We start from the raw sequence: 26,077 nt of genomic DNA on the forward strand, positions 1-26,077 counted from the left end.
GCGCGCTTTCCGGCATGCGTCTTTCTTCAGGCGTCGCCCGATTTTGCGGGCCGTGCCGAGATTGGGGACTTTAATGGTAGTTGCATCGGGTCTGATGAAGGGCAAGCGCGGCGTCATCATGGGCGTGGCGAACAATCGGTCAATCGCCTGGGGCATCGCCAAGGCACTGGCCGATGCCGGCGCGGAACTGGCGCTGACCTGGCAGGGCGATGCCCTGAAGAAGCGCGTGGAGCCGCTGGCGCAGGAACTCGGCGCGATGATGGCCGGCCACTGCGACGTGACCGATCTTGCGACGATCGACGCCGTCTTCGAGAATGTCGAAAAGGCCTGGGGCAAGATCGACTTCGTCGTGCATGCCATCGCCTTTTCCGACAAGGACGAGCTGACGGGCCGCTACCTCAACACCAGCCGGGAAAACTTCACCCGGACGATGGATATTTCCGTCTACTCCTTCACGGCCGTGGCTCAGCGCGCCGACCGCATCATGAATGATGGCGGCTCGATGATCACGCTGACCTATTACGGCGCCGAGAAGGTCATGCCGCACTACAACGTCATGGGCGTTGCGAAGGCAGCCCTCGAAGCGAGCGTACGCTATCTCGCCGTCGACCTTGGGAATCGCGGCATCCGCGTGAACGCCATTTCGGCTGGTCCGATCAAGACGCTCGCCGCCTCCGGCATCGGCGACTTCCGCTATATCCTGAAGTGGAACGAGTATAATGCGCCGCTGAAGCGCACGGTTTCGATCGAGGAAGTCGGCAATTCCGCACTCTACCTGCTTTCCGATCTCTCCACCGGCGTCACCGGCGAGGTCCATCACGTCGATTCGGGCTACCACACGGTCGGGATGAAGGCGGTGGATGCGCCGGACATTTCCGTCGTGAAGGAATGACATTCGGGGCGCGGTTCGGTTTTTCGATCCGCGCCCTTTTCTTTTCTGCCCCTTTCGGCCAAAAGAGGCGCGCCTGCACCGCAGGCCAATCGCGCCCCGGCGCCGGCCAATCCCCTCGTCTACCGATCCAGCGGAGGTCACCTTGCTCGTCTACATGGTGCGTCATGGGCAGACCGACTGGAACGCCGAAGGGCGGCTCCAGGGCCAGAAGGACATTCCGCTGAACCGTGTGGGCGAGCGACAGGCCGCTGCCAACGGACGCGCGCTGAAGACGCTGATCGGCGCTCATGTCGCGGATTACGACTTCGTTTCCAGTCCGCTGACGCGCTGTCGCCAGACGATGGAGGCGATTCGCGGCGAGCTCGGGCTCGATGTCGGCGCCTACCGCATGGACGAGCGCCTGCGCGAAATCTCGTTCGGGGACTGGGAAGGCCACACGCTGGCCGAGATCGAGGAGCGCCACCCGGATGCGATAGCCGTGCGCGAGGCCTCCAAGTGGGATTTCATTCCACCGGGCGAATCGGCCGAGAGCTACGAGATCCTGTCCTGGCGGATTGCCGCCTGGCTCGCCACGGTCGATCGTCCCACCGTGTGCGTCGCGCATGGCGGCGTGATCCGCTCGGTGTTCCGTATCAAGGACCTGATGAGCGGCGGCGATGCCGCCGTCGCACCGATCCCGCAGGATCGCATCCTGAAGATCGATGAGGGCAGCGCCCAGTGGGTCTGAGAGAGTGCCTGCAAGGCGGCGATTGAAAGCCGGCAGGCCGCTTTTTCTGTCCAGCAAAGTATAAACGCTGATAGACGCAGAAGGCTGGGCCGGACCTGTGGTCCCCGGCAGTCCCTGCGGCGGGACCGCCTGCTTCCGGCAGGTTACTGCGCGATCTGCAGGTCGTTGATCACGCGCTTGCCGTCCACTTCGGTGTAGAAGACGATGACCTTCACGCCCGCCTTCAGCCCTTCGAAATTGAACTCTTCCGGTGCCTGGTAATTCTTGCCGTCATCCAGCGACAGGCTGAGCTTTTCGGTATCCACCTTGGTGATTGTCGCTTCCACATCGCCGCTCTCGGCCATGGCCGAAAGGGGAGAGAAAAACGCTGCGGTGGCGAGAAGTGTGGCAATGATAATGCGCATTGCTGCTGTCCTGCTTGCTGGCGTGGCTTGGGCACGAGGCATTTGGCTAATGCTCTCCGATTGTGGCGAAATTGGCTGCCGCTTCGAACAATGCACAGCCGCGTGACATGGACCCAGCCGGCGGACGTCCGGCCCTTTCATACCGTGCCCCGGCGCGGCCCGATTTGGCAAGGGTTTGCGTCCGCATGAATCCCAGATTTCCAAGTCGTCCACTAAACCCTTATTAATACAGGTCACACTACAGTCATAAAACGAAGAGCAGGGGACAGTGCTCCGTGACTGTAACGTGGATAATCGAGCAGGCGAAACACGCGATGGACTCACTGCGTCCGTCGTTGCTGACGGCTGCACTCGCAACGGCTGCCATTCTCTTCACGGGCTATGCTATCCAGGAGCAGAACCAGACTGCGTTTCGCAATGAACTCAGGCTCAACACGCAGTCCGAACTCGACCAGATCAGCCTGTCACTGAAAGGCGAGATCAATCGCAGCATCGTCGCCGTCAAGGGCATCGGCAACATCTTCTCCGTGAGCCCCCGCGTGGCCGAGGCCCTGTTCGAGCAGCATGCGCAGAAGCTGCTGCTGCAGAACCCGCAATTGCTGCGTGTCAGCGTCGCGCCGCAAGGCATTGTCTCGATGACCTATCCGCGCGACGAGTGGGCGGGGTCGAACGGGCAGAGGCTCGACCGCTTTGCCAATCAGGTCGCCACGCTTGAGCGCGCGCGCAAGAAGGCCAGCGCGATCGTCGATGGCCCGGTGCGGCTGCCTTCCGGCGAGCGCGCCTTCAACATCATCGTTCCCATCTTCACCAGTGTGAAGGACAAGGCCGTCTTCTGGGGCGTCATGCGTGCCTCGATCGGAGAGGCCGAGCTTTACGCACGCGCCGGCCTCAGCCAGAACGACCCCCATATCCGCATCGCCATCCGTGACACGTCGGTCACGCAGACCCTTGCCGATCCGTTCTTCGGCGATGCGGACATCTTCACCGATTCGCCCAACCTCGTGCGCCTCGGTCTGCCGGGCGGTGTGTGGGAGCTGGCCGCGCAGCCCCGAAAGGGCTGGAACCAGCCCTCGCCGGATGTGGGCCGCATCCGCATGGTCACATCCACGGCACTTGTTCTGGTGCTGGGCTCGATCTTCGTCTTCGGTGCCATTCTCCAGGAGCGGCAGCGCAACCTTGCCACCCTGCGCAAGCGCGATGACGAACTGCTGACGCTGTCGCGCCGTTTCGAAATGGCGCTGAACGCCTCGCGCATCGGCACCTGGGAAATCGACGTCAACACACAATCCGGCAAGGGTGATGCGCGCATGCGCGCCATGCACGGCATGACCGACGACCGGTACGGACATCGGATCGAGCACTGGCTCGACAACATGCACGAGGATGACCGGGCCAGCGTCTACAAGGCGATCCTTCTCTCGCTGCGGGAAGGCATCGAATATCGTGCCCAGTATCGCGTCGTCATGCCGTCCGGCGCCGTCCGCCACATGCGTGGCGTCGGCTCCATCCACGAAAGCGAGTCCGGCATGCAGACGCTGACGGGCGTCTGCTGGGACGTGACGGAAGACGTGCTGCTGAACGCGCGGCTGATCGACGCGAAGCGGCAATCGGACGAGCAGGCAAGCGAGCTCGAAAAGACGATGCGCCGGCTGGAACTGGCGCTGGAATCCTACGAGTGTGGCCTTTGGGAGGCCGAGCTCGATACGGACCGCACCTTCTGGGATCATCGCATGCACCAGCTGCATGGCGTGCCCTATGGCGACGGCATCACCACGGGCGACCAGTGGCTGTACTCCCTGCATCCGGACGACCGCGAGCCGGCGCTGGAAAGGGTCAATCATTGCATCGCCAACGACCTGCCCTACAATTGCCAGTCGCGCGTGGTGCTGCCCGACGGAACGGTCCGGCATGTGAAGTCTGTCGGCAAGACGCATGTGGGGCTTGATGGCCGCCGGCGCCTGATCGGCCTGTCCTTCGATGTGACGAGCGATGTCGAGCTGACCGAAAGCCTGAAGGCCGCCAAGGCGATTGCCGATGCACGCAACATCGAACTCGCCATTGCCAAGGACAGCATCGAGCACAACGCCCTTCACGACCCTCTGACGGGGCTTGGCAACCGCCGCATGCTGGACGAGAAGCTGTCCCGCCTGGCAGGGGAGCGCGGCGGGACGCTGGAGGGCGTGGCCGTCCTGCATATCGACCTGGATCGCTTCAAGCAGATCAACGACACGCTCGGCCATGCCGCCGGCGACGCCATGCTGGTCCATGCGGCGTCCATCCTGAAGATCAACTCGAGGGCCGGCGACATCGTCTGCCGCATCGGTGGCGACGAGTTCCTCGTGGTCGTGGGCGACGTGCCGGCCGACGGCTATCTGACCGCCATGTCGGAGCGGATCATCGACCAGATGCGCCAGCCCGTCGACTATAACGGCTTTCCCTGCCGCTTCGGTGTTTCGATCGGCATCGCCCGGGCGCGCGACGGGTCGATCGACAGCCAGCAGCTGCTCGTCAATGCCGACATCGCGCTCTACCGCGCCAAGGAAAGCGGCCGAAACAGGCTGGAATTCTTCACCGAGACGCTGCAGTCCCAGATCGTGACGAGCAAGCGCATCGCCGACGAGATCCTCGAAGGGATCGAGCGGGGCGAGTTCGTCGCCTTCTACCAGCCGCAGTTCGAGGCTGCCACGCACAAGCTGGCCGGCGTCGAGGCGCTGATCCGCTGGCAGCATCCGCGCGAGGGACTGCTAACGCCGGACCGCTTCCTCAAGGTGGCGGAAGAAATCGACATGATGGCAACGCTCGACCGGATCGTGCTCGAACGCGCCATGCTGGACAGCGCCGTGTGGGCCGCGCGCGGCCTTTACATGCCGAAGGTGTCCGTCAACGTCTCGGCGCGGCGTCTGCGCGACGGAGCCCTTCTGGACACGCTGCGCGACATGCGACTGGCGCCCGGCCGGATCGCCTTCGAACTGGTGGAATCGATCTTCCTCGACGAGAGCGACGATGTAGTCATCGCCAATATCGAAGGTCTGAAGAAGCTGGGCATCGACATCGAGCTCGACGATTTCGGCACCGGCTATACGTCCATCGTCAGCCTTCTGAAGCTGAAGCCGAAGCGGCTGAAGATCGACCGGCAGCTGGTGACGCCGGTGCTGGGGGCGAAGACGGAGCAGGCGCTGCTGCGCTCCATCATCGACATCGGCCGCTCGCTCGGCATCGAAACGGTGGCGGAAGGGGTGGAAACGCTGACGCATGCGGAAATGCTGAGCACGCTCGGCTGCGACCTGCTGCAGGGCTATGCCTTCGCCCGGCCGATGAGCGCCGACTCCCTGATCGACTTCGCCCTCGGCCACCAGCGCAAGGTGGCCTGAGCACCGCAAGGCCAAGAGCGTCGGCTATGAGCCGGCAAGGGCTTTCCGTGCCTCTTCTTTCGCAGTATGAGAGCGGCCGAACGCGAGAGGGCACACGGCCCCCTCCCCCGCCACCTCCGGCCCACGGTTTTCCTGATGTCACACAATACGTTCGGTCACCTCTTCCGTGTCACGACCTGGGGCGAGAGCCACGGGCCCGCGCTCGGCTGTGTCGTGGACGGCTGCCCGCCCGGCATCCGCTTCACACTTGCCGAACTCCAGGTGTGGCTGGACAGGCGCAAGCCCGGCCAGTCGCGTTTCGTGACGCAGCGGCGCGAGGACGATCTGGTGCGGGTGCTCTCCGGCGTGATGCTCGACGACGACGGCGAGACGATGATCACTACGGGCACACCGGTCTCGATGATGATCGAGAACACCGACCAGCGTTCCAAGGATTACGGCGAGATCGCGCGGCGCTACCGGCCAGGCCATGCCGACTATACCTATGACGTGAAATACGGCATTCGCGACTATCGCGGCGGCGGGCGCTCCTCCGCGCGCGAGACGGCGGCGCGCGTGGCGGCCGGCGGGCTGGCCCGCAAGGTGCTGCCGGGCGTTGAGGTGCGCGCCGCCCTCATCCAGATCGGCAAGCATCGCATCAACCGGGACAACTGGGACTGGGCGGAGGTGAACAACAACCCCTTCTTCGCCCCCGACCCCGCCATCGTGCCGGTCTGGGAAGAGTATCTCGACGGCATCCGCAAGGCGGGCTCCTCCGTCGGCGCCGTCATCGAGGTGATTGCCGAGGGCGTGCCGGCGGGGCTCGGCGCGCCGGTCTACGCCAAGCTCGACCAGGACATCGCCTCGAACCTCATGTCGATCAATGCCGTCAAGGGCGTGGAGATCGGCAACGGCTTTGCCTCGGCCGAAATCACAGGCGAGGAAAACGCCGACGAGATGCGCATCGGCCCGAACGGCCAGCCGGTTTTCCTGTCGAACCATGCCGGCGGCATCCTCGGCGGCATCTCGACGGGCGAACCGATCGTCGCGCGCTTCGCCATCAAGCCGACCTCCTCCATCCTCACCGAGCGCCGCTCGATCGATGCCGACGGCAACGAGGTCGATGTGCGCACCAAGGGCCGCCACGACCCCTGCGTGGGCATTCGCGCCGTGCCGATCGGCGAAGCGATGGTCGCCTGCGCGCTGGCCGACCACTATCTGCGCGATCGCGGCCAGACGGGGCGGCAGCGGTAGGGGGAATGCTTCGTGCCACTCTTGACAGGACTGCTGTAACGCTCTTCGTTGCGGTTGGCCCCTGTTGACCGATCTGCTAAGCTCTGCATGAAGATTTTGTGGGACGAACCGAAACGCCAGGCCAACCTCGCCAAGCACGGTTTTGACTTCGGCGCATTGACGATCGACTTCTTCGAAGCGGCGCGGATCGAATTGACCCGTGACCAGAGATTTATGGCGATCGGACGTCTTGAAGAGGTGGCTGTCATCGCGGTCATCTTCAGGCCGCTTGGCGCAGAAGCGATATCGATCATCTCGATGCGGCGAGCAAGCACAGCAGAGAGGAGCAGGCTATGACGAGACAATGGCCATCCTTCATCACGAAAGATCTCGGCGAGAGTGCAGACGATGCGGCAGAGATGCTTCGCCGCTGGATGGTATACGACCGTGAGATGAAAGCGCTGATCGCCCGAGGTGGCGTCCATCAGGATGCGGACGGGTGGTGGGTTGAAACAGCGACGGGCACGTTGATTGGCCCCGATCCTTCCATCGAGCGTCCGCTGACAAGCGATGAGGTGGCATCCGCCGTTTCGCTGTCCGCCCTGCGGGCAGCAGATCATCCCATGTGGAAACGGCCACACGGGAATGCCGCTGACGATCCGGAGGAAGCGATCACCCTCCGACTGCCCCGGTCCGTGCTCCAGCGCTGGCAGCAAGACCCGGACTGGCGCGAAAAAATGGTCGAGCTGCTGGAAAAGGCTGGCTGACCCGTCATTGAACCTTCTTCAAACCAAAACGCCGATCCGGTTCCCCGGATCGGCGTTTTGGTTCCGTACGTGCTAAACCGGCCGGCGGGGGGCGCCGGCACGAAGATCAGAACTCCTGCCAGTCGTTGTCGGCTGCGGCAGCGGCTGCAGTGGCAGATGCCGTGCGGGCCGGCGCGCGGCGTGCGGGCTGGGCGGGCGTTGTCTTGAGGGACGCGGGCTGGGCCAACGTCGGCTGGCGGCGGGGCGCGGTGGCTGTCGCCATGGCCTGGGCGGTGTGGCGCAGGGCCGTGACGGAGCCGGTTGCAGAGCCTTCCAGCACGAACTGGCTGACGAGATCCTTGAGACGGGCGGCTTCCATGGCGAGGTTGGAGGCAGCCGCCGTGGTTTCCTCGACCATGGCGGCGTTCTGCTGGGTCGCCTGGTCCATCTGGTTGACGGCGACGTTGACCTGCGACAGGCCGGTCGCCTGCTCCTGGGCGGAGGTGGCGATGGTGTGCATGTGCTTGTTGATGTGGGCGATATGATCCACGATCATCTTCAGTGCGGCGCCGGTGTCGCGCACCAGCTTGACGCCGTTGTCGACCTCTGCCGTCGAGTTCTGGATCAGGCTGCGGATTTCCTTGGAGGCGCTGGCGGAGCGCTGGGCGAGTTCGCGCACTTCCTGGGCGACGACCGCGAAGCCCTTCCCGGCATCCCCGGCACGCGCGGCCTCGACGCCGGCATTGAGCGCCAGAAGGTTGGTCTGGAAGGCGATCTCATCGATGACGCTGATGATGTTGGCGATCTGCTGCGAGCTTTCCTCGATGCGCTGCATGGCATTTTCCGCCTCGGCGACAACACGCACCGAATTGGTGGCGCTGCTGCTTGCCTGCTCGGCGACCGCCCGGGCTTCGCCGGTCAGCTTGCTCGACTGGGTGACGTTCGAGGTGATCTGCTCCATGGCGGCTGCGGTTTCTTCAAGCGATGCGGCCTGCTGCTCGGTGCGCTTGGACAGATCCTCGGCGCCGACAGCGATTTCGCGCGTGCCGCCTTCCATGCTGAGAACGGCCGCGTTGACCGCACCGACGGTGCGCGACAGCTGCTCGACGGTGGCATTGAAATTCCCGCGCAGGCTTTCATAGACCTCGGCGAACCGCGTCTCGATCCGGCAGGTCAGGTCGCCGGCGGCCAGACGCTGCAGGCTGTCGCCCAGCGCTTCGGCGGCCACGCGCAGCTCCTGGGCTTCACGCTCGGTGCGCTCCTGATCGGCAAGCCGCTTGCGCTCGGCTTCACCGCGCATCTCTTCCGTCTGTTTCTGAAGGGCGAGACCTTCCAGCCCGTTGCGCTTGAAGACTTCGACGGTCGCAGCCATCTGCCCGATCTCGTCACGGCGGTCGAGTTCCTGAACCGTGACGGCGTAGTCACCCTTGGCCAGCGTACCCATGGTTTCGCGCAGGGCGTTGATCGGACGGGTCAGCCAGGTCCGCACTGCCAGGTAGGCACCGAGGAGCACCAGCAGCGTGACGCCCAGCATGCCTAACAGCAGCCCCGAGGTCATGGCGTTCACATCACTTGTCAGATCGGCGCTCTTGTCATTCGCCTGCTTCAGAAGTTCGTTCGCGAAGGTGCGGATCTTGTCGCTGAGAGCCGGAAAGCCGGGCTGGCATTCCTTCGCGAACAGATCCGTCGCGGCAAGGACCTGTTCGGCATTGCGCGTGGCGCGGCCGGCGGCCACCGCATTGGTGCAGGCCGTATCGAGAATGGCGGTGCCTTCCTGCAGGAATTCCTTCAACGGTGCGGCGTCCGGCAAGGCGACGATCGCTTCGTTCATCAGACGCGAGAAATCATCCCTGGAGCGTGCAAGCTCCTTGTCAGCGACAGCGATCGCGTCGGGGTCGCGCAGCATGATGATGTCCGCCATCGAGGCGCGGGCGAGCTGCAGGGCGCGGTTGGCCTTGGCCAGCGAGACATTGGCCTGCATTTCGTGCGAAATCAGATCAGAGTAGCGCTGATCGACTGTCCTCATCGTTGAGGACGCGTAGAAGGCTGCCCCTCCTGCGAAGGTGGCGAAGCCGCCGAGAATGACGAGGATCTTTGCGTTGATGGGAAGGTTGCGCATTGTGGCTCCGCTTTAGCCTTGGGGACTTCGCTCTTACAAAAGGCGATCTCTACGTTGATTTGAAAAAACGATTTCATTCATATAGCTAGACTGGCAAGCTTAATGCTTTGCTAAAGGCTGCCCCAATCCTGCCTGAATCCATCGTCGGATGTGCTCGTTGCGGCAATAACTAGGCGTGTTTCTCGGCTGACAAGTTTCCCTCCGTCCTGTTTCGGCACAGAAGGGCGACAAGGTAAATGCAGAGTAAACAAGGGTTTATAGCGGGAGTCCGGCGCCGATGTCGGCCAGCCGTCGGTCCACGGACAAGCCTCGCAGACGACGTCAGACAGGCGGGAGGGAGATGGCCGGCGCCGGGGCACGCGCGTCATCAGGCCAGGCAACGGATTGAAGACCGGCAAAGCGTGCCTGCCGGACCAGCTCGGCCTCCAGCCGCTCCATCCGGCCGGCGCTTGCCCGCAGGCCGGGCTCCAGCCAGAAGCGGCGCACATCGAGGCTGCCGGCACGGCGGTTGGCCTTCATGTCGATGCGGCCGATCAGGCGGTCGCCTTCGAGCAAGGGAAAGACATAGTAGCCATAGACACGCTTCGGCTCGGGCACGAAGACCTCGATGCGATAGTGGAAGCTGAAAAGGCGGTGTGCGCGGTTGCGGTCGCGGATCAGCGGGTCGAAGGGGCTCAGCACCCGGATGCGGGCGGGTGGCGTTTCCAGGCCCGACAGGCTGTCGGCGAAGCCGGCAAGTGCATGGCACGCACGCGGACGGCTTCCGTCACCGGGATCTATCAGGACCTCCTCCAGCCGATCGCGGTTTTCCATCAGCCAGGCCTTCGCCTCCTCCGGGGTCACGAGATCGAAGAAGGCGGCGATCTCGCCCGGCGTGGCAAAGCCCAGACGTTCCAGCGCGGCGCGGCAGCACCAGTCGATGAAATCGGCGCGGCTGACCTCTTCCTCGTAGTGATGGGCGGGAATGACGCGTTCGGTGAGGTCGTAGATCTTCTGGAAATTCTCGCGGCCGGCAATCGCCAGCCTGCCCATGCGCCACAGGCTTTCCAGCGCCGTCTTGGAGGGATGCCAGTTCCACCAGCCGCCCGAGGCATGGTCGTCGGTCTTGAGATCCCGCGACAGGACGCGCCCGCCCTCGCGGATGCGGGCATAGGTTTCCTCGAAGCTTTCGTGGAAGCCCTCGCCACGCCAGCGCTGCCAGCGGGCGACAATCGTCTCCTCCTCCCAGCGGAAACGATGCTTCCAGTATTTGAAGAAGCGGCAGGGAATGATCGAGGCATCATGCGTCCAGTGCTCGAAGAGCGCGCCGTCCTCTTCCAGCAGCGCCTTCAGATCGGCGGGCCGATAGGTCTGGTTGCGGGCAAAGAGAATCTGGTGATGCGCGCGCTCGACCCACTGGATGCTATCGACCTGCACGAAGCCGAGATCGTCGATGAGCCGCAGCAGGCCCGCCTTGCCAAGCGCCCGGTTCGGCGGGGCAGCCAGGCCCTGCCGGTTCAGGAAGACGAGACGGGCATCGGGGAGCGAGAGACGAGTCGGCATGGATGAAGCATAGGCGTGTTCTTCTTTTGTTCAAGACACATCTGCCCGCCGCTTCGCAAAGGGCGCAAAGGTCAGTATAGAGCGGGCGCAGAGACGGGATTGCGCGGGGAGACTTCATCGGTGGATATCCGCTTCGACGCGGCAGGCGTCAGCTTCGAGGGACGCCCGGCGCTTCAGCCACTGACGCTGTCGCTGACCGAAAGGCGCATCGGCGTGATCGGCCTCAACGGCTCCGGCAAGACGACCTTCGCCAAGCTGATCAACGGGCTCGTGAAGCCCACCACGGGCTGCGTGACGGTGGATGGTCTGGATACGGTGAAGGATGCCGATGCCGTGCTCGGCCGTGTCGCCTTCGTGTTCCAGAACCCGCAGAACCAGCTGATCATGCCCGGCGTTGCCGAAGACATCGCCTTCGGCCTCACGGGGCGCGGCCTCTCGAAGGCGGAGATCGCGGAGCGCGTGGACGCGATGCTTTCCAGCCTCGGCATTTCCGATCTGGCGCGGCGGCGGGTGCACGAACTTTCCGGCGGCGAGACGCAGCTCGTGGCCATGGCCAGCGTGCTGGTGACGGGTGCCGGCATCCTCATTCTGGACGAGCCGACCAACCAGCTCGACCTGCGCAACCGCCGTCAGGTCATGGAGGCTGTCGCGCGCCTTCCGCAGACGGTCATCACTGTCGCGCACGACCTCGATCTTCTCGTGGATTACGATCGCGTGCTGCTCTTCGACGGCGGCCGCCTCGTTTATGACGGCAAGCCTGCCGCGAGCATCACCCGCTACCGGGAGATCGCCGCGTGCTGACGAGCCTGCATGTGGAGGGCAACAGTCTCTTTCACCGGCTTTCGACGCGGCCGAAGCTCGCGATCCTGCTGCTTGCCGGCGTTTTTGGCTTTCTGACCCAATCGCCGCTGCTGCTCGGCGGCGGGCTTGCGGTCGCGGCGCTCCTCTATTTCACGCTCGGACTGCCGCTGCGGACGGCGCTTGGCCGGCTGCGCCCAGTGCTTGTCACCATCGCCATCCTTGCTGCCGTCAACCTGCTGCTGCAGCCGGCGCTCGACGTGCTGGTCGTGGCTCTGCGGCTGCTCATGCTCGTGCTGCTCGCCGCCACCGTGACCGCCACGACGACGATCGCGGCCTTCATGGAAGAGATCACCCGGCTGCTTCGCCCGATCGAGCGGCTGGGCCTGTTGCGGGCCGAAGACGTCGCGCTGGCGCTCGGCCTCGTGCTGCGCTTCGTTCCCGACATCTTCAACCGCTACGGCGCGATCCGCGAGGCGCATCTGGCGCGCGGGCTGAAACCCAAATGGTCCACCCTGCTCGGACCGCTGATCATCCTGACGCTGAAGGACGCCGATGCCATCGCGGCGGCGATCGACGCGCGGGGACTGCGGCGGGGAAAGGGGCGGATAGGCGCCCCGTAGCCCTGCGGTTACGGCTTGTGCTGCGAGGAAATTGCGATAATCAAGCATGCGTGATTGTGTAACACGCCTGCACGCCGCGCCTGCGGAGGCCGGTGACCAGACAGAAGGAGACCTCCTATGACCACCAGGGACATCGTGCTCGTGGCGCTCTTTACCGCCATCGTCATCGTGCTCGGCCTCATGCCGCCGATCACGCTCGGCTTCATTCCGGTGCCGATCACGGCGCAGTCGATGGGGGTCATGCTGGCGGGCTGCATCATCGGGGCCAAGCGCGGCGCGGCGTCGTTTGCGCTGCTGGTGCTGATGGTTGCCATCGGGCTTCCGGTGCTGGCGGGCGGTCATGGCGGTCTTGCCATTCTCTCCGGCCCGACGGCCGGCTACATTTTCGGCTGGATCATCGGCGCCTTCGTGACCGGCCTCATCGCCGAGCGGATGGTGGGCAACGGGGCGAGCGAAGCGAAGCAGTTTGCGGGCTTCGCCGTCGCCTCGCTCGTCGGCGGCATCGGCGTGGTCTATGCCTGCGGCATTCCGTGGCTGTCCTTCGTCACGGGCACGCCGATCGGCGCAGCACTTTACGGCAACCTCGCCTTCATTCCGGGCGACCTGGTGAAGGCGGCGATCGCAACGCTTGCCGCCCGCGCCGTTCTCGCCGGCTACCCGATGCTGCCGCGCCGGGCCTGACGGCACGCCTTCCGGCCGCGGCGGATGCACCGTCGCGGCTGTTGAAAAGCGCGGCTCTTTTGCCGCCCTTCATGGACGCGACACGGTCGCCGCCCTAAAACCGTGGAGCCGGCGCCAGACACTGCCTCCGGCTTCAGGAGATTGGGTCCATGACGACGGTTCTCTACGAACATCCCGTTTTTCTCGAGCACAAGGTGCCCGAGGGGCATCCGGAGCGGCCGGACCGGCTGAAGGCACTGAACCTTGCGCTGGAGCACCAGCGTTTCGCGCGGCTCGTGCGCAAGGAAGCTCCGCAGGCCAACGAGGATTACGTGCTGCTTGCCCATCCGGAAGAACATCTGCGCGCCGTGATGCGCGTCATCCCCGAAGAGGGCATCAACCATTTCGAGGCCGACACCCATGCGAGCCCCGCCAGCCTGCAGGCCGCGCTGACCGGCATCGGCGGGGCGATTGCGGCCGTCGACGACGTGTTTTCCGGCAAGGCCGACAATGTGTTCGTCGCCTCGCGCCCGCCCGGCCACCACGCCGAGAAGACCAAGGCCATGGGCTTCTGCTTCTTCAACAATGTCGCCATTGCCGCCCGGCATGCCCGGCAGGCCCATGGCGTGGAGCGCGTCGCGATCGTCGACTGGGACGTGCACCACGGCAACGGGACGCAGGACATCTTCTGGGACGATCCTTCCGTGCTGTTCTGCTCGACCCACCAGATGCCGCTTTACCCCGGCAGCGGGGCGAAGGATGAGACTGGAGCCCACGGCACGATCGTCAATGCGCCGCTTTCGCCCAACGACGGCAGCGACCATTTCCGCGAGGCCTTCCGCGACCGTGTGCTGACGGCGCTCGACAATTTCCGCCCCGACCTCGTGCTGATCTCCGCCGGCTTCGACGCACACCACCGCGATCCGCTGGCGCAGATCAACCTGACGGGCGAGGATTTCGACTGGGCGACGGGCAAGCTGCTGGAAGTGGCGGACCGCAGCGCCAACAACCGACTGGTCAGCCTGCTGGAAGGCGGCTACGACCTCGAAGGGCTCGCCGAATCCGCCGGGCTCCATATTGAACGCCTGATGAGGGGATGAGCATGGCCGCCGACGTCAAGACACTGAGCTTCGAAAAGGCCGTCGAGGAGCTGGAACAGATCGTCTCCGCGCTCGAACGCGGCGACGTGGCGCTCGACCGCTCCATCGAGATCTACGAGCGCGGCGAAGCGCTGAAGAAGCATTGCGAGGCGCTCTTGAAGGCCGCCGAAGACCGCATCGAGAAAATCCGCCTCGACCGCGCCGGCAAGCCCGCCGGGACGGAGCCGCTCGACGGGGCGTGACGGGGCGCACCTACCGTGATAAAATCTAGCCATGAACAGAGAGCGCATCATTGCCGAGCTTAAAGAGCACCGCAGCGAGCTTGAAGCTGCGGGCGCGCAGCATCTTTCTGTTTTCGGGTCTGTCGCGAGACGCGAAAATGGCCCTGACTCCGACCTGGACATTCTCGTGACGCTGACGCCGCCGGTTTTGGCATCCGGCTTCGGGTATTACAGCGCTCTCGAAATTCTCACGGAGAAGATTGCGCACATCACCGGTGCCAAGAAGGTGGATGTCGTGGCGGAGCCCTTACGCAAGGCACACGTACGGGCCAACATTGAGAAGGACCGTATCGTTGCCTTCTGATCGTCCGCTCGTCCGCATGCGCGATATCGTAGAGAACATCGAACGCATCGAAAGTCATATCGAAGGTTTGGACGAAACAGCTTTTCTGCGCTCACAGATGGTAATCGACGCTGTCGAACGGTGCCTGAGCCGCATTTCGGAAGCGGCCGTGAAGATCGGGCCAGATGCAGCAACGTATTTTCCCGATCACGACTGGATCGCCATTCGTGCCATCGGCAACCGGCTGCGCCATGACTACGATACGATAACAGAGAGCATGAACTGGTTGATCGCGACACAGCGCCTACCCGGCCTCAAGCGGGATATCGTCGCATTCTTGAGCCGGTTTTCCGAGGATCAGGAGCGGATCTCGGTCGTTTAGACGGATGTCGTCTGCCATCCAAGCTCGGCTTCGCTAGAAGCGCACCGCCCCCCGACAGGAGCCCCCATGTCTTTCTTTCCCGGCCCAGACCCCGAAGTCGGCGATCGCTTTTCCTGTGAGGCGCTGTCGCAGCTGATCATTCCGCGCACGAGCGATATTGGCGGCTTCGAGGTCCGGCGGGCTTTGCCGACGGCGAAGCGGCGGCTGGTGGGGCCGTTCATCTTTTTCGACCGGATGGGGCCGGCGCTGATCCGGGCGGGCGAGGCGTTGGATGTGAAGCCGCATCCGCATATCGGGCTGTCGACCGTCACCTATCTCTTCGACGGCGAGATCAAGCATCGCGACAGTCTCGGCACCGAGATGGTGATCCGCCCCGGCGACGTGAACCTGATGACGGCCGGGCGCGGCATCGTGCATTCGGAACGCTCGCCGGAAAACCTGCGCGGGCGACCGCATTCGCTCTCCGGGCTCCAGACCTGGCTGGCGCTGCCGGACGAGAAGGAGGAGATCGACCCGGTCTTTTCCCATACGCAATGTGACGCCCTGCCCTTCCTTTCGGACCGGGGCGTGGACGTGCGCGTGGTGCTCGGCACCTATGAGGGCGCAACCGCGCCGGTGCCTGTGTTTTCCGATACGCTTTATGCCGATCTGACGCTCGCGCCGGGAAAGAGCGCGCCGCTTGCCGCCGACTGGGAGGAGCGCGCGCTCTACATTCTTTCCGGCACGCTCGATGTCGCCGGCGATGTCTTTCAGCCGAACCAGCTTCTGGTCTTCCGTCCGGGCGATGCGATCACGCTGAAGGCGGGACCGGAGGGCTGCCATGTCATGCTGTTCGGCGGCGCGGCGATGCGTTCGCAGCGGTTCATCTGGTGGAATTTCGTCTCGTCTTCGAAGGAACGCATAGAACAGGCGAAAAACGAGTGGCGCACTGGGCGATTCGACATCGTTCCCGGCGACGAGGAAGAATTCGTGCCGCTGCCGGCCGGTTAAACCCCAGAAAAGACCGGAATTCTTGTCGCTGAGCCAAGAAGATTGCGACCAAGGCGTTTCCATTCGCCATCGGAGCAACTAAATTCCTGTTCATGATTGCAAAAGTCGGCCCGCTCCGGTTTGAGGAAGGCCCCTTTTACGGTGCGCGGCGATTGCCGGCGCGCCATGAATGACAAAGGTTTCGAAGTGACGGATCAGCGCGCCCCTCAGGCCCCTTCCACGCCCCTGCTCGACCGGGTGCATCTGCCCGAAGACTTGAAGAAGGTCGAGGACAAGGATCTGCCGCAACTGGCCGAGGAAGTGCGCGCCGAGATGATCGACGCCGTCTCGCGCACCGGCGGGCATCTGGGCGCCGGGCTCGGCGTCGTGGAACTGACGATCGCGATCCACAAGGTGTTCGATACGCCGAAGGACAAGCTGATCTTCGATGTCGGCCACCAGTGTTATCCGCACAAGATCCTCACAGGCCGGCGCGACCGGATCCGCACGTTGCGCCAGGAGGGCGGGCTTTCCGGTTTCACGCGGCGTGCCGAGAGCCCCTACGATCCCTTCGGCGCGGCGCATTCCTCCACCTCGATTTCCGCCGGTCTCGGCATGGCGGTGGCGGGCGAGCTTTCCGGCGAGCCGAAGAATGTGATCGCGGTGATCGGCGACGGCGCCATGTCGGCCGGCATGGCCTATGAGGCGCTGAACAATGCCGGTGCGCTGGACGCGCGCCTCATCGTCATCCTCAACGACAACGACATGTCGATCGCCCCGCCGACAGGCGCCATGAGCGCCTATCTGGCGCGGCTTGCCTCCGGCCGGACCTATATGGGCTTCCGCGAGATCGGCAAGAAACTGACGGCCTATCTCGGCAAGACGGTGGACCGGGCAATCACCCGCGCGGTTGAGCATGCGCGCGGCTATGTGACCGGCGGCACCATGTTCGAGGAGCTTGGCTTCTACCATATCGGGCCGATCGACGGGCACTCCTTCGAGCATCTGCTGCCGGTGCTGCGCAATGTGCGCGACAATGCCAAGGGCCCGGTGCTGATCCATGTCGTCACGCAGAAGGGCAAGGGCTATGCGCCGGCCGAAGCGGCGGCCGACAAGTATCACGGCGTCAACAAATTCGACGTCATCACCGGCGCTCAGGCGAAAGCCAAGCCGAACGCCCCGGCCTATACGAGCGTCTTTGCCGATGCGCTGGTGCAGGAAGCCGGCTTCGACGAGAAGATCGTCGGCGTCACCGCCGCCATGCCGTCCGGCACGGGGCTCGACAAGCTGGCCGATGTCTTTCCCTCCCGCACCTTCGATGTGGGCATTGCCGAGCAGCACGCGGTGACCTTTGCGGCGGGGCTCGCGACGGAGGGCTACAAGCCGTTCTGCGCGATCTATTCCACCTTCCTGCAGCGCGGCTACGACCAGGTGGTGCATGATGTGGCGCTGCAGGGCCTGCCGGTCCGCTTTCCCATCGACCGTGCCGGTTTCGTGGGGGCCGATGGCCCGACCCATGCCGGCTCCTTCGACACCGCCTTCCTCGCCTGCCTGCCCGGATTCGTCGTCATGGCGGCGGCCGACGAGGCGGAGTTGAAGCACATGGTGCGCACGGCAGCCGCCTATGACGATGGCCCGATTTCCTTCCGTTATCCGCGCGGCGAAGGCGTGGGCGTCGAGCTGCCGGAACGCGGCGAGATCCTTGCCATCGGCAAGGGCCGCGTCGTCAAGCAGGGCTCGAAAGTGGCGCTGCTTTCCTTCGGCACGCGGCTTGCGGATTGTCTGGCGGCGGCGGAAGACCTCGATGCCGCCGGTCTTTCCACCACGGTTGCCGATGCCCGCTTCGCCAAGCCGCTCGACCACGACCTCATCCGCCAGCTCGCCCGCCACCACGAGGTGCTGGTCACCATCGAGGAAGGCTCCGTCGGCGGCTTCGGCAGTCACGTGCTGACCTTCCTCGCCACGGAAGGGCTGATCGACAACGGGTTGAAGGTGCGCCCCATGGCGTTGCCTGACGAATGGACCGAACAGGCCAGCCCCGCCGCCATGTATGCCCGCGCCGGCCTCGACCGTGCCGGCATCGTCTCGACCGTCTTCAAGGCGCTCGGACAAAAGGCGCTGACGATCGGGGCTTCGGCGTAAGGGAGAGCTTTCGGCGTGCCCGTGGCGCCTTAAGGCGTCATCTCGCGCACCGTCTCACTGGATCGGATCGTTATACTGCAGGATAAGGACGTTCAGTTCTTCCTGCGGGTAGAAGTCGGTGGCCTTCATCTGGAAGGTCGTTTCGCCGATCTTCTTGATGTTTTCTCCGCAGAAGCTGACGTAGTTCTTCTTGTCCCCCTTGTCGACGGTGAGGGTGAAGTCCTTGATGGGGCCGTACCAGTTGGACCCTGTCGTCAGGATGTAGGAGATCCAGGTCTCGGTGTAGTATGGCTGGTTGTCCTCGCTCGCCTTGCGGAAGAGATCGGCGCCGAGCGCGATGAAATCCTTGTCCATGCAGTATTTGCGGCGGTATTCGGCGGTTGCGTCCGGCGTCGCCTTGCCGTCGTCGAGGAAGCTGATGCCGGCGGTGCCGCCGAGGCTTGGCGTGTAGCGGTGGTTGACGGTCACGGTCTTGCCGGCCGGGAAGCGCGTGCGCCAGTAGTAGACCGACGATAGCTTCCAGGTGGGCACCACCTCGCTCTTCATCACGCCATTACCATCATCCCACTCGTTCTTCATCACGATGCCGCGGGCGACCCAGTCGGCAATGGTGTCGGCCGGCACTTTCAGCAGTGCCGCCGATGTGGTCTCTCCATAGGGCATCAGCGGAATGCCGGCCGCCTTGAGATCGGCGGTGACATCGATGCCGAAGACCGTGGCGTGCTGCTGGAGATCCGCCTTGATCGGCGCACCGTCCTGGGTGGTGGTGAAGTTCAGGAAATTGTCCTTGTCGAGATTGTCGACGTTGAAGTCGCCCTCCATCGAGCCCTGGATATCAGGCATGGGGAAAGCGACGATGCTGTCGACATCCTTGTCCGTCGTGTTGCGATAGACGTAGTCGACGCGGATCTCGGTCGGGGAGATGTAGAGGTCTTCCTTGGCCATCTCCACCGCATCCGAGCGCATGAAGACAAGGCCGCCGGTGTGAAGTTCGGCAAGCGTGTCGTTGGCGCCCGCCACCGTTGTCCCGAGCGCGGTTGCAAGCCCGGCCGCGATCAAACCACCCGTCCACCTCTTCAGCATCGAACGCCCCCCTTCGCGATCATTCTCCCCCGTTGTGCCAGATGCCCGCCCGCGCGCCAAGCGCCTTCGCTGGGCGCAAGAAACCCGGCACATCGCTGCGCCGGGTTCGTGTATGGAAAGGCCTTCGGGCGAGGTTTGCGACCGCCTCAGAATTCCTGCCAGTCATCTGTCTTGGTGGCCGTTGCGGCTTGGGCGGCACCGCGCTGCGCACGGGCGGCCGGTGCGCGGGCGGGCGTCGTGCGAGCCGGTTCGGCCATGGTGGCGGCCATGCGGCGCAGGCCGGCGGCTGCCTCGCCGGGGCTTCCCATGCCGAGGCTGAACTGACCGATGAGCTGCTGGAGGCGGTTCGCCTCGTTGGCGAGCGTGGCGGAGGCGGCGTTGGTCTCCTCCACCATGGCGGCATTCTGCTGGGTCACCTGGTCCATCTGGTTGACGGCGGTGTTGACCTCGGCAAGGCCGGTGGACTGCTCGCGGGCCGAGGTAGCGATCGCCTCCATGTGCTGGTTGATGGTGACGATGTAGCCTTCGATGGTGGTCAGCACCGTGCCGGTGTCGCGCACCAGCTTCACGCCGCTCTCCACCTCGACGGCGGAGTTGCGGATCAGCTCCTTGATCTCCTTGGCGGCCTGGGCAGAGCGCTGGGCGAGTTCGCGCACTTCCTGGGCGACGACGGCGAAGCCCTTGCCGGCCTCGCCGGCACGGGCGGCCTCGACGCCGGCGTTCAGCGCCAGCAGATTGGTCTGGAAGGCGATCTCATCGATGACGCCGATGATGTTGGAGATCTGGTTGGAGGAATGCTCGATGCGCTGCATGGCATCGACGGCATTGGCAACCACCTTGCCCGACTGGGCTGCCGTCTCGTTGGCACGGGTCGCGACCGCGCGGGCCTCTTCGCTGCGCCTGGAGGAGTTGGCAACGTTGACGGTGATCTCGTCCAGCGCGGCGGCGGTTTCCTCCAGCGAGGCGGCCTGCTGCTCGGTGCGCTTCGACAGGTCTTCGGCGCCCTGGCTGATTTCGCGGGCATTGCCATCGATGGAGCCGGTGGCATGGGCGACGGCGCGCAGCGTCTGGCCGAGCTGGCCGACGGCGGCGTTCAGGTCATGGCGCAGCTGCTCGAAATCGGGTGCGAAGGGTTCATCGAGCTGGAAGGACAGGTCGCCATCGGCCAGACGGCGCAGGCCCGCAGCAAGGCCGGCGGTCGCCTGTTGCAGGCGGGCCTGGGCGGACGCTTCGGCTTCCTGTTGCAGGCGGACACGGTCGGCCTCGGCGGCATGGCGGGCGGCTTCAGCGTCCTTCTCCAGCTTGCGATTGGCGATCGCAGCCTGGCGGAAGACTTCGACGGCACCGGCCATTGCACCGATCTCGTCGGCGCGACCCGCATAGGGCACGGCGCTGTCGGTATCGCCCTCGGCCAGACGGCGCATCGCAGAGGTGATGTTTCCGATCGGGCGGGCAATGCCGAAGAAGGCAAAGAACGTACCGGCGACGATCACCAGCGCGACAAAGGCGACGATGCCCATGATCTGCAGCATCGCCATGTGCTTGGCTGCGGCACCGGCGGCAACGGCAGCCGCCGCACCTTCCTTGTTGAACGCGATGAGCGCGTGGGACGCAGTCAGAATGCCCTCGGCGATCTTGCGCATGTCGGCGGCTTTTTCGCCGGCCTTGAGGTCGAAATTGTCGCGCGACAGATCCAGCATCACCTCGCCGATGTCGAGGTAGGCCTTCACGCCCGTCTTGATCTGGTCGAGCAGTTCGCTTTCGCGCGTGGACGTCACGAGCGGTTCATAAGCGGCGATCTTCTCGGCGAGGTCCTTCTTGGCGCCCTCGACCACCTTGTCGGCGGCGGCGATGTCAGCCGTCTGGCTGGCGGCGATATGGCCCAGATAGGAGACCCGGAGGCTGAGCAGACTGCGTTCGAAATCCTGGCTCGCGATGACGCTCGGCAGCCAGTTTCTTGCGATCTCCTCGGACGACGCCTGGATGGAGGAGGCAGCGCGCAGCGAGATGGCAGTGAAACCGGCGACAGTCAGGCCGATCAGGGAAAAGACCATAATCAAAGATGTCTTGATCGAGGGACGTGACATAAAGCTCCTCCGAACGGGTTGTTCAGGAATTCTGCAAATACTGTGGGATGATCATCATGATCGAGGACAGGCAGGCTGTCGCGCTGCACAGCGAACACCCTGCATTTTCGGAGCTTATGGTTAGCCAGACTTCATTAATGTAATATAAAAATTACATTCACCAACCAAGAATATGTAAAGTCCTTTACCAGATTTGGTGATCCTGAAATTGATATTCGTTATTTCGCATCTATACTATATTGCGCTGCACATTCCTGGCGATTACTTCATTAGATAAACCTGTAGGAGAAAATTGCAATTCAAGAGCGCCGGAAACCGGCGGCGGCCCCGGTTGCGACCGCCGATCGCGCAACAAGCCGCTTGCATGCGCACGCGTGAGGCGGCATGAGAAGGCCATGACCTCTGCAAAAAATTTTCAGGTTCGCCTCGACCAGCTTCTCGTCGATCGCGGCCTCGCCACCAGTCGCTCGCGGGCGCGCGATGCGATCCTGCGCGGCACCGTCCGCGTCGATGGGACGATCGTCTCCAAGCCCGGCACGACCGTTTCGCCCGAGGCGGACCTTTCCACGGCCGATCCGGCGAAGGATTACGTCTCGCGCGCGGCGCTCAAGCTGATCGCGGCGCTGGACGGGTTCGGGCTCGATCCGGCCGGCTGCGACTGCCTCGACATCGGCGCCTCCACCGGCGGCTTCACGCAGGTGCTGCTGTCGCGGGGCGCGGCACATGTCACGGCCGTCGATGTCGGCCATGGGCAGATGCATCCCTCGATCGCCGAAGATCCGCGCGTCACCTCGCTGGAAGGGCTGAATGCGCGGGCCATGGAGCGGGAGGATATCGGCGAGCGCGCCATCACCTTCGTCGTCTCCGACGTCTCCTTCATCTCCATCCGGCTGGCGCTGCCGCCGGCGCTCGAATTCGCCGAGCCGGGCGCCCGTTGCGCGCTGCTCGTCAAGCCGCAGTTCGAGGCCGGCCGCGAGGCGATCGGCAAGGGCGGACTGCTGAAAGATCCGGCCTCGGCACCGGATGTCGCGGCCGGGCTGGAGCGCTGGCTGGTTGACGAGATGGGTTGGGAAAGCCTCGGCCTCATCCCCTCGCCGATTGCGGGCGGCGACGGCAATGTGGAATTTCTTCTGGCAGGACGAAAGCCATGAGCGCGGAAACGCTTGAGATCACAGCACTTGCCCCGAAGGGCGATGGCGTGGCAACCGGCCCGAAAGGGCCGGTCTTCGTGCCCTTCACCGCACCTGGCGATGTGGTGACGGCGGCGATCAACGGCACGGATGGCACGCTGATGGCGCTAAAGACGCCCTCGCCCGACCGCATCGCGCCGGCCTGCCGGCATTTCGGTCCGGATGCGCCGGGCGGAGCCTGCGGCGGCTGCACGCTGCAGCATGTGGCGGCCCCGGTCTACGAGGCGTTCAAGCAGCGCACGGTGACGGACGCGCTTTCCGGCCTCACGCCGGCCGTGACCGTCGCGCCGCTGGTGACGGCCGCGCCCGGCGAGCGGCGGCGGCTGGTGCTCAGCTGTCGGCGGACCGAAAAGGGGCTCGTGCTCGGCTTCAACAGCATGGGCAGCCACACGCTGGTCGATATCGACGATTGTCCCGTCGCGCTGCCCTCGCTGGTGGCGCGCCTTCCCGTCATCCGGCGCATCGCCGCCGCCGTTGCGACCGGCAGCGAGACCTTCAAGGTGACCGTGCTCGACACGCTGACCGGCCTCGACCTTTCCTTCGAGGGCCAGCGCAAGCTGTCGGAGGCGCAGCGCCGGCAGGCGGTGGACGCGGTTCTGAAGGCGCCGGACGTGGCCCGCGTCGTCATCGACGGCGAGATTCTCGTGGAGCCGCGCAAGCCGACGGTGGATTTCGGCGGCGTTTCCGTCGTGCCGCCGCCGGCCCCCTTCGCGCAGGCGAGCGCGCGCGCCGAGGAGGAGATGGTGAAGCTGGTTCTCGCCCATCTCGGCAAGGCCAAGCGGGTCGCCGATCTCTTTGCCGGCATGGGCACGTTTGCGCTGCGGATCGCGCGGCAGGCCCGCGTGCATGCGGTGGAAGGGGACGAGAAGGCGGTGAAGGCGCTGGATGCGGCGGCTCGCGCCACGCAGGGGCTGAAGCCCGTCAGCGTCGAGCGCCGCGACCTCTTCCGCCGGCCGCTGATGACCGCCGAACTCAAGGCCTATGACGCGCTGGTCTTCGACCCGCCGCGCGCCGGGGCCGAAGCCCAGTGCCGCGAGATCGCCCGCAGCACGGTGAAGACCATCGTCGCCGTTTCCTGCAACCCCGCGACGCTTGCCCGCGACCTCGCCATCCTCACGGCCGGCGGCTACCGGGTGCAGACGGTGACGCCGATCGACCAGTTTCTGTGGAGCACCCATGTGGAAGCGGTTGCGACGCTGACGAAGGGGTGATGGGGTTGCCAAAGTGCGGAGGAGTCGAGAGGGGGCAAGCCGGCCACCTTGCGGCGACGCCTTCCGCAACCTTCGTCATGCTCGGGCTTGACCCGAGCATCCATACGGCAACCTGAGAGCTTGCGGCGTGGATCCTCGGGTCAAGCCCGAGGATGACGTTAGGTGGTGGGATCACCGTTCCGGACGTTGGCCGCTGCGCCTTCACAATAGAATTTGTGACGGAAAGCAGGGCTGCCCCCTCACCGCCCCGGCTGTAGCACGGCGGCAAGGGTTGGCTTCTTCAGGCCCCATGCATCGGCCAGATGGCGGGTGGAGGAGATGCCGGCATCGAGCATGTAGTCGCCGGCGATTTCGCGGGCGCGGGGGCCGGTGCCGGCTTTCAGCGGCGTGCCGTGGTCCATGCCCTCGATGCGGTAGAGGCTGACGCGAGGCTCGCCCCTCATGTCCGTCCAGACGGTGCGCTGGTGGCCATCCACCTTCTCCGTTCGCCCGCCTTCCGGCGGCAGCCCGTGAACGTCGAGCCACTGGGCGGCGAGCGCTTCGGCATTGGCGAAGGCGACGGTTCTGTCCTCGGTCCCGTGCCAGATGGAGACGGCGGGCAGGCGCTTCGGCAGCGGCTTGTCCGTCGCCTTGCGCACGAGGTCGCCCCATTCCCGTGCCGTGCGCTGCGGCGGCTCGGCCATGGCGTCGAGCGCGCGGGAAACATCGCGGGCGGCGCCGAAGGGCAGGCCGGCGATGATGCCGGCGCCGGCGAAGAGTTCGGGATAGGCGGCCAGCATCGCGGCCGTCATGGCGCCACCGGCCGAGAGCCCGGTGATGAAGATGCGGCGGCGGTCGAGCTTGTGGAGCGCGACCATGCGCGTGATCATCTGCCGGATCGAGCCCGCCTCGCCGCGATCGCGCGTGACGTTGGACGGGCGGAACCAGTTGAAGCAGACATTGGGATTGTTGGCGCGGCGCTGCTCGGCATAGAGCACGGCAAAGCCGCGCTCGCGGGCGAGATGGGTCCAGCCGGCGCCGCGCTCATAGACCTCGGCATTCTGCCGGCAGCCATGCAGGACGACGACGAGCGGCGCATGGCGCGGCAGGGCCGGCGGCACATAGGCAAACATTTTCAGGCCGCCGGGATTGGTGCCGAAACCGGTGATCTCCGTCAGCCTGGGCGGCGGCACGGGGCGGGAAAAGGCCGCGAGCGTGTCGGCCTGGAAGGCGATGACGGCGCGCGAGGCTCGAGCCATGCGCGTCAGGCCCTTTTCCCAGCGCTTCTGCTGCTTGAGGAGGCGCGACATGGACTTGCGGAAACTGCTTGGCGGCATGATGCGGCGGGCCCTTTTCGAGACTGCGTGAGACGCCCCTCCCCCGGCCCTCCCGACCGAACTCCGCGCGTGACCACTATATGGCTCCAAAGCAGGCGCGGACAAGGCGGAGATCCCGCAGCGCAGCAGCCATGCGCATGGCGCAGGCCATCCTGCCGTCCTATCATCACCGGCGCATGAAGGCTTCGAAGGCGGCGCGGGCTTCAGCACTCTGCAGCCGCTCGGCGAAGAATTTCGCCTCGACCTCGATGCGCGCCAGCACGGCGGACTGCTCGCCGCGCAGCAGCTTGCGGGCAATGGCGAGGGCTTCCGGTGGCTTGGCGGCCAGACGGTCGGCGAGCGAAAGCGTTGCGGTCTCCACCTCGGCGGGGGCGACGACGGCGCGGATCAGCCCGGCCTCGCGCGCTTCCGCCGCCGAAAAGGCGTCGCCGGCAGCCAGCAGCGCGAAAGCGCGCTGGTGGCCCATCACCTGCGGCACGATGAGGCTGGACGCGGCCTCCGGCACCAGAGCGAGATCCACGAAGGGGGTGCGGAACTGGCTGCGGTCCGACGCAATCGTCTGGTCGCAATGAAGGTGGATGGTGGTGCCGATGCCGATGGCGAGGCCATCGACGCCGGAGACCAGCGGCTTTTCATGGGTCGCCAGCGCCTTCAGGAAGTCGATGACCTCCGTGCCCATGCTGCCGCCCATGGCAAAGGCCAGGAAATCGGCCATGTCGTTGCCGGCGGAGAAGCAGCCCTCGGTGCCGAGAAAGGCGGTGACGCGCACGGCCGGATCGGTGTTTGCGGCCGCAAGCGCTGCCGTCATGGCCGCGTACATGGCGCGGGTGATGGCGTTCTTCTTTTCCGGGCGGTTGAAGCGGATGACCTGAACGCCGGGATGGGCTTCGGGACGCTCGATGATGACGTGATCGGTCATGGTTCTGATCGGCTCTTTCG

Annotated in this window: 24 protein-coding genes; 17 read left to right on the plus strand and 7 right to left on the minus strand. The window is 64.9% G+C overall.

Features of this window, described 5'->3' with window-relative positions:
* Nucleotides 1-73 precede the first annotated feature (73 nt).
* Together fabI and ACED18_RS13040 are read left to right on the plus strand one after the other, a co-directional pair.
* Entirely contained in the window at nucleotides 74-892 is an 819-nt protein-coding gene (fabI, locus tag ACED18_RS13035; protein WP_377292841.1) for an enoyl-ACP reductase FabI, read from the plus strand.
* Nucleotides 893-1,034: 142 nt separating this feature from the next.
* The gene (locus ACED18_RS13040; protein ID WP_377292843.1) at nucleotides 1,035-1,619 is read left to right on the plus strand and encodes a histidine phosphatase family protein; all 585 of its coding nucleotides are present in this window, start codon (nucleotides 1,035-1,037) and stop codon (nucleotides 1,617-1,619) included.
* Between the two features lie 143 nt (nucleotides 1,620-1,762).
* On the opposite strand, the gene ACED18_RS13045 is transcribed toward ACED18_RS13040, so the two are convergent.
* Nucleotides 1,763-2,023 carry a DUF1344 domain-containing protein gene (locus tag ACED18_RS13045; RefSeq protein ID WP_377292845.1) on the minus strand — a complete coding sequence of 87 codons (261 nt, stop codon included), beginning with the start codon at nucleotides 2,021-2,023 and terminating at the stop codon, nucleotides 1,763-1,765.
* 314 nt (nucleotides 2,024-2,337) lie between these two features.
* Between ACED18_RS13045 and ACED18_RS13050 the strand changes: the two genes are divergently transcribed.
* The 4 genes from ACED18_RS13050 to ACED18_RS13065 all read left to right on the plus strand — a co-directional run bounded on the left by ACED18_RS13050 (nucleotide 2,338) and on the right by ACED18_RS13065 (nucleotide 7,373).
* Entirely contained in the window at nucleotides 2,338-5,394 is a 3,057-nt protein-coding gene (locus ACED18_RS13050) for an EAL domain-containing protein (protein WP_377292847.1), read from the plus strand.
* Nucleotides 5,395-5,529: 135 nt separating this feature from the next.
* The gene (gene aroC, locus ACED18_RS13055; RefSeq protein WP_377292849.1) at nucleotides 5,530-6,627 is read left to right on the plus strand and encodes a chorismate synthase; all 1,098 of its coding nucleotides are present in this window, start codon (nucleotides 5,530-5,532) and stop codon (nucleotides 6,625-6,627) included.
* 87 nt (nucleotides 6,628-6,714) lie between these two features.
* Nucleotides 6,715-6,963 carry a BrnT family toxin gene (locus ACED18_RS13060; protein WP_377292851.1) on the plus strand — a complete coding sequence of 83 codons (249 nt, stop codon included), beginning with the start codon at nucleotides 6,715-6,717 and terminating at the stop codon, nucleotides 6,961-6,963.
* Complete coding sequence (locus tag ACED18_RS13065; RefSeq protein ID WP_377292853.1) at nucleotides 6,960-7,373, plus strand: hypothetical protein; 414 nt, start codon at nucleotides 6,960-6,962, stop codon at nucleotides 7,371-7,373. Before ACED18_RS13060 ends, ACED18_RS13065 begins: the two co-directional genes overlap by 4 nt.
* 106 nt (nucleotides 7,374-7,479) lie before the next feature.
* On the opposite strand, the gene ACED18_RS13070 is transcribed toward ACED18_RS13065, so the two are convergent.
* The gene (locus tag ACED18_RS13070; protein ID WP_377292855.1) at nucleotides 7,480-9,471 is read right to left on the minus strand and encodes a methyl-accepting chemotaxis protein; all 1,992 of its coding nucleotides are present in this window, start codon (nucleotides 9,469-9,471) and stop codon (nucleotides 7,480-7,482) included.
* A 321-nt stretch (nucleotides 9,472-9,792) separates the two neighbouring features.
* On the minus strand, nucleotides 9,793-11,013 hold the full coding sequence (locus ACED18_RS13075) for a winged helix-turn-helix domain-containing protein (RefSeq protein ID WP_377292857.1): 1,221 nt from the start codon (nucleotides 11,011-11,013) through the stop codon (nucleotides 9,793-9,795).
* Nucleotides 11,014-11,133: 120 nt separating this feature from the next.
* On the opposite strand from ACED18_RS13075, the gene ACED18_RS13080 reads away from it, so the two are divergent.
* The 9 genes from ACED18_RS13080 to dxs all read left to right on the plus strand — a co-directional run bounded on the left by ACED18_RS13080 (nucleotide 11,134) and on the right by dxs (nucleotide 18,251).
* On the plus strand, nucleotides 11,134-11,814 hold the full coding sequence (locus tag ACED18_RS13080; RefSeq protein ID WP_377292859.1) for an energy-coupling factor ABC transporter ATP-binding protein: 681 nt from the start codon (nucleotides 11,134-11,136) through the stop codon (nucleotides 11,812-11,814).
* Nucleotides 11,808-12,434 carry an energy-coupling factor transporter transmembrane component T family protein gene (locus ACED18_RS13085; RefSeq protein ID WP_377292861.1) on the plus strand — a complete coding sequence of 209 codons (627 nt, stop codon included), beginning with the start codon at nucleotides 11,808-11,810 and terminating at the stop codon, nucleotides 12,432-12,434. The genes ACED18_RS13080 and ACED18_RS13085 overlap by 7 nt, the downstream gene beginning before the upstream one ends.
* Nucleotides 12,435-12,551: 117 nt before the next feature.
* Entirely contained in the window at nucleotides 12,552-13,115 is a 564-nt protein-coding gene (locus ACED18_RS13090) for a biotin transporter BioY (RefSeq protein WP_377292863.1), read from the plus strand.
* Nucleotides 13,116-13,264: 149 nt separating this feature from the next.
* Nucleotides 13,265-14,194 (plus strand): histone deacetylase family protein, encoded by a 930-nt coding sequence (locus tag ACED18_RS13095; protein ID WP_377292865.1) that lies wholly within the window; start codon nucleotides 13,265-13,267, stop codon nucleotides 14,192-14,194.
* 2 nt (nucleotides 14,195-14,196) lie between these two features.
* Complete coding sequence (locus ACED18_RS13100) at nucleotides 14,197-14,436, plus strand: exodeoxyribonuclease VII small subunit (protein WP_377292867.1); 240 nt, start codon at nucleotides 14,197-14,199, stop codon at nucleotides 14,434-14,436.
* Between the two features lie 31 nt (nucleotides 14,437-14,467).
* Nucleotides 14,468-14,779 (plus strand): nucleotidyltransferase family protein, encoded by a 312-nt coding sequence (locus tag ACED18_RS13105; protein ID WP_377292869.1) that lies wholly within the window; start codon nucleotides 14,468-14,470, stop codon nucleotides 14,777-14,779.
* Between the two features lie 16 nt (nucleotides 14,780-14,795).
* On the plus strand, nucleotides 14,796-15,140 hold the full coding sequence (locus ACED18_RS13110) for a DUF86 domain-containing protein (protein ID WP_377292871.1): 345 nt from the start codon (nucleotides 14,796-14,798) through the stop codon (nucleotides 15,138-15,140).
* A 66-nt stretch (nucleotides 15,141-15,206) separates the two neighbouring features.
* A complete protein-coding gene (locus ACED18_RS13115; RefSeq protein ID WP_377292873.1) occupies nucleotides 15,207-16,130 on the plus strand; it encodes a pirin family protein in 924 nt (307 codons plus the stop codon).
* A 165-nt stretch (nucleotides 16,131-16,295) separates the two neighbouring features.
* The gene (gene dxs / locus ACED18_RS13120) at nucleotides 16,296-18,251 is read left to right on the plus strand and encodes a 1-deoxy-D-xylulose-5-phosphate synthase (protein WP_377292875.1); all 1,956 of its coding nucleotides are present in this window, start codon (nucleotides 16,296-16,298) and stop codon (nucleotides 18,249-18,251) included.
* 54 nt (nucleotides 18,252-18,305) lie between these two features.
* Here the strand turns inward: dxs and ACED18_RS13125 are convergent, their stop codons facing one another.
* Together ACED18_RS13125 and ACED18_RS13130 are read right to left on the minus strand one after the other, a co-directional pair.
* A complete protein-coding gene (locus tag ACED18_RS13125) occupies nucleotides 18,306-19,334 on the minus strand; it encodes a DUF4424 domain-containing protein (protein WP_377292877.1) in 1,029 nt (342 codons plus the stop codon).
* A 146-nt stretch (nucleotides 19,335-19,480) separates the two neighbouring features.
* The gene (locus tag ACED18_RS13130) at nucleotides 19,481-21,421 is read right to left on the minus strand and encodes a methyl-accepting chemotaxis protein (protein ID WP_377292879.1); all 1,941 of its coding nucleotides are present in this window, start codon (nucleotides 21,419-21,421) and stop codon (nucleotides 19,481-19,483) included.
* A gap of 395 nt (nucleotides 21,422-21,816) precedes the next feature.
* On the opposite strand from ACED18_RS13130, the gene ACED18_RS13135 reads away from it, so the two are divergent.
* On the plus strand, nucleotides 21,817-22,572 hold the full coding sequence (locus tag ACED18_RS13135) for a TlyA family RNA methyltransferase (protein ID WP_377292881.1): 756 nt from the start codon (nucleotides 21,817-21,819) through the stop codon (nucleotides 22,570-22,572).
* The gene (locus ACED18_RS13140; RefSeq protein ID WP_377292883.1) at nucleotides 22,569-23,822 is read left to right on the plus strand and encodes a class I SAM-dependent RNA methyltransferase; all 1,254 of its coding nucleotides are present in this window, start codon (nucleotides 22,569-22,571) and stop codon (nucleotides 23,820-23,822) included. The genes ACED18_RS13135 and ACED18_RS13140 overlap by 4 nt, the downstream gene beginning before the upstream one ends.
* Nucleotides 23,823-24,061: 239 nt before the next feature.
* Here the strand turns inward: ACED18_RS13140 and ACED18_RS13145 are convergent, their stop codons facing one another.
* Together ACED18_RS13145 and ACED18_RS13150 are read right to left on the minus strand one after the other, a co-directional pair.
* Nucleotides 24,062-25,138, minus strand: coding sequence for an alpha/beta hydrolase family esterase (locus ACED18_RS13145; protein WP_377292885.1), 1,077 nt, complete (start codon nucleotides 25,136-25,138; stop codon nucleotides 24,062-24,064).
* Nucleotides 25,139-25,304: 166 nt separating this feature from the next.
* Entirely contained in the window at nucleotides 25,305-26,057 is a 753-nt protein-coding gene (locus ACED18_RS13150; protein ID WP_377292887.1) for a crotonase/enoyl-CoA hydratase family protein, read from the minus strand.
* Nucleotides 26,058-26,077: the final 20 nt, after the last annotated feature.

The sequence above is a fragment of the Rhizobium sp. SG2393 genome (genome assembly GCF_042610495.1).
Lineage (GTDB): Bacteria > Pseudomonadota > Alphaproteobacteria > Rhizobiales > Rhizobiaceae > RU20A.

Excerpts from the sequence above, each read along its gene's own strand:
- fabI (WP_377292841.1), top strand. The coding sequence starts at position 74 with ATGGTAGTTGCATCGGGTCTGATGAAGGGCAAGCGCGGCGTCATCATG.
- ACED18_RS13045 (WP_377292845.1), bottom strand. The coding sequence starts at position 2,023 with ATGCGCATTATCATTGCCACACTTCTCGCCACCGCAGCGTTTTTCTCT.
- ACED18_RS13050 (WP_377292847.1), top strand. The coding sequence starts at position 2,338 with ATGGACTCACTGCGTCCGTCGTTGCTGACGGCTGCACTCGCAACGGCT.
- aroC (WP_377292849.1), top strand. The coding sequence starts at position 5,530 with ATGTCACACAATACGTTCGGTCACCTCTTCCGTGTCACGACCTGGGGC.
- ACED18_RS13060 (WP_377292851.1), top strand. The coding sequence starts at position 6,715 with ATGAAGATTTTGTGGGACGAACCGAAACGCCAGGCCAACCTCGCCAAG.
- ACED18_RS13065 (WP_377292853.1), top strand. The coding sequence starts at position 6,960 with ATGACGAGACAATGGCCATCCTTCATCACGAAAGATCTCGGCGAGAGT.
- ACED18_RS13070 (WP_377292855.1), bottom strand. The coding sequence starts at position 9,471 with ATGCGCAACCTTCCCATCAACGCAAAGATCCTCGTCATTCTCGGCGGC.
- ACED18_RS13075 (WP_377292857.1), bottom strand. The coding sequence starts at position 11,013 with ATGCCGACTCGTCTCTCGCTCCCCGATGCCCGTCTCGTCTTCCTGAAC.
- ACED18_RS13090 (WP_377292863.1), top strand. The coding sequence starts at position 12,552 with ATGACCACCAGGGACATCGTGCTCGTGGCGCTCTTTACCGCCATCGTC.
- ACED18_RS13095 (WP_377292865.1), top strand. The coding sequence starts at position 13,265 with ATGACGACGGTTCTCTACGAACATCCCGTTTTTCTCGAGCACAAGGTG.
- ACED18_RS13100 (WP_377292867.1), top strand. The coding sequence starts at position 14,197 with ATGGCCGCCGACGTCAAGACACTGAGCTTCGAAAAGGCCGTCGAGGAG.
- ACED18_RS13105 (WP_377292869.1), top strand. The coding sequence starts at position 14,468 with ATGAACAGAGAGCGCATCATTGCCGAGCTTAAAGAGCACCGCAGCGAG.
- ACED18_RS13110 (WP_377292871.1), top strand. The coding sequence starts at position 14,796 with ATGCGCGATATCGTAGAGAACATCGAACGCATCGAAAGTCATATCGAA.
- ACED18_RS13115 (WP_377292873.1), top strand. The coding sequence starts at position 15,207 with ATGTCTTTCTTTCCCGGCCCAGACCCCGAAGTCGGCGATCGCTTTTCC.
- dxs (WP_377292875.1), top strand. The coding sequence starts at position 16,296 with ATGAATGACAAAGGTTTCGAAGTGACGGATCAGCGCGCCCCTCAGGCC.
- ACED18_RS13125 (WP_377292877.1), bottom strand. The coding sequence starts at position 19,334 with ATGCTGAAGAGGTGGACGGGTGGTTTGATCGCGGCCGGGCTTGCAACC.
- ACED18_RS13130 (WP_377292879.1), bottom strand. The coding sequence starts at position 21,421 with ATGTCACGTCCCTCGATCAAGACATCTTTGATTATGGTCTTTTCCCTG.
- ACED18_RS13135 (WP_377292881.1), top strand. The coding sequence starts at position 21,817 with ATGACCTCTGCAAAAAATTTTCAGGTTCGCCTCGACCAGCTTCTCGTC.
- ACED18_RS13140 (WP_377292883.1), top strand. The coding sequence starts at position 22,569 with ATGAGCGCGGAAACGCTTGAGATCACAGCACTTGCCCCGAAGGGCGAT.
- ACED18_RS13145 (WP_377292885.1), bottom strand. The coding sequence starts at position 25,138 with ATGCCGCCAAGCAGTTTCCGCAAGTCCATGTCGCGCCTCCTCAAGCAG.
- ACED18_RS13150 (WP_377292887.1), bottom strand. The coding sequence starts at position 26,057 with ATGACCGATCACGTCATCATCGAGCGTCCCGAAGCCCATCCCGGCGTT.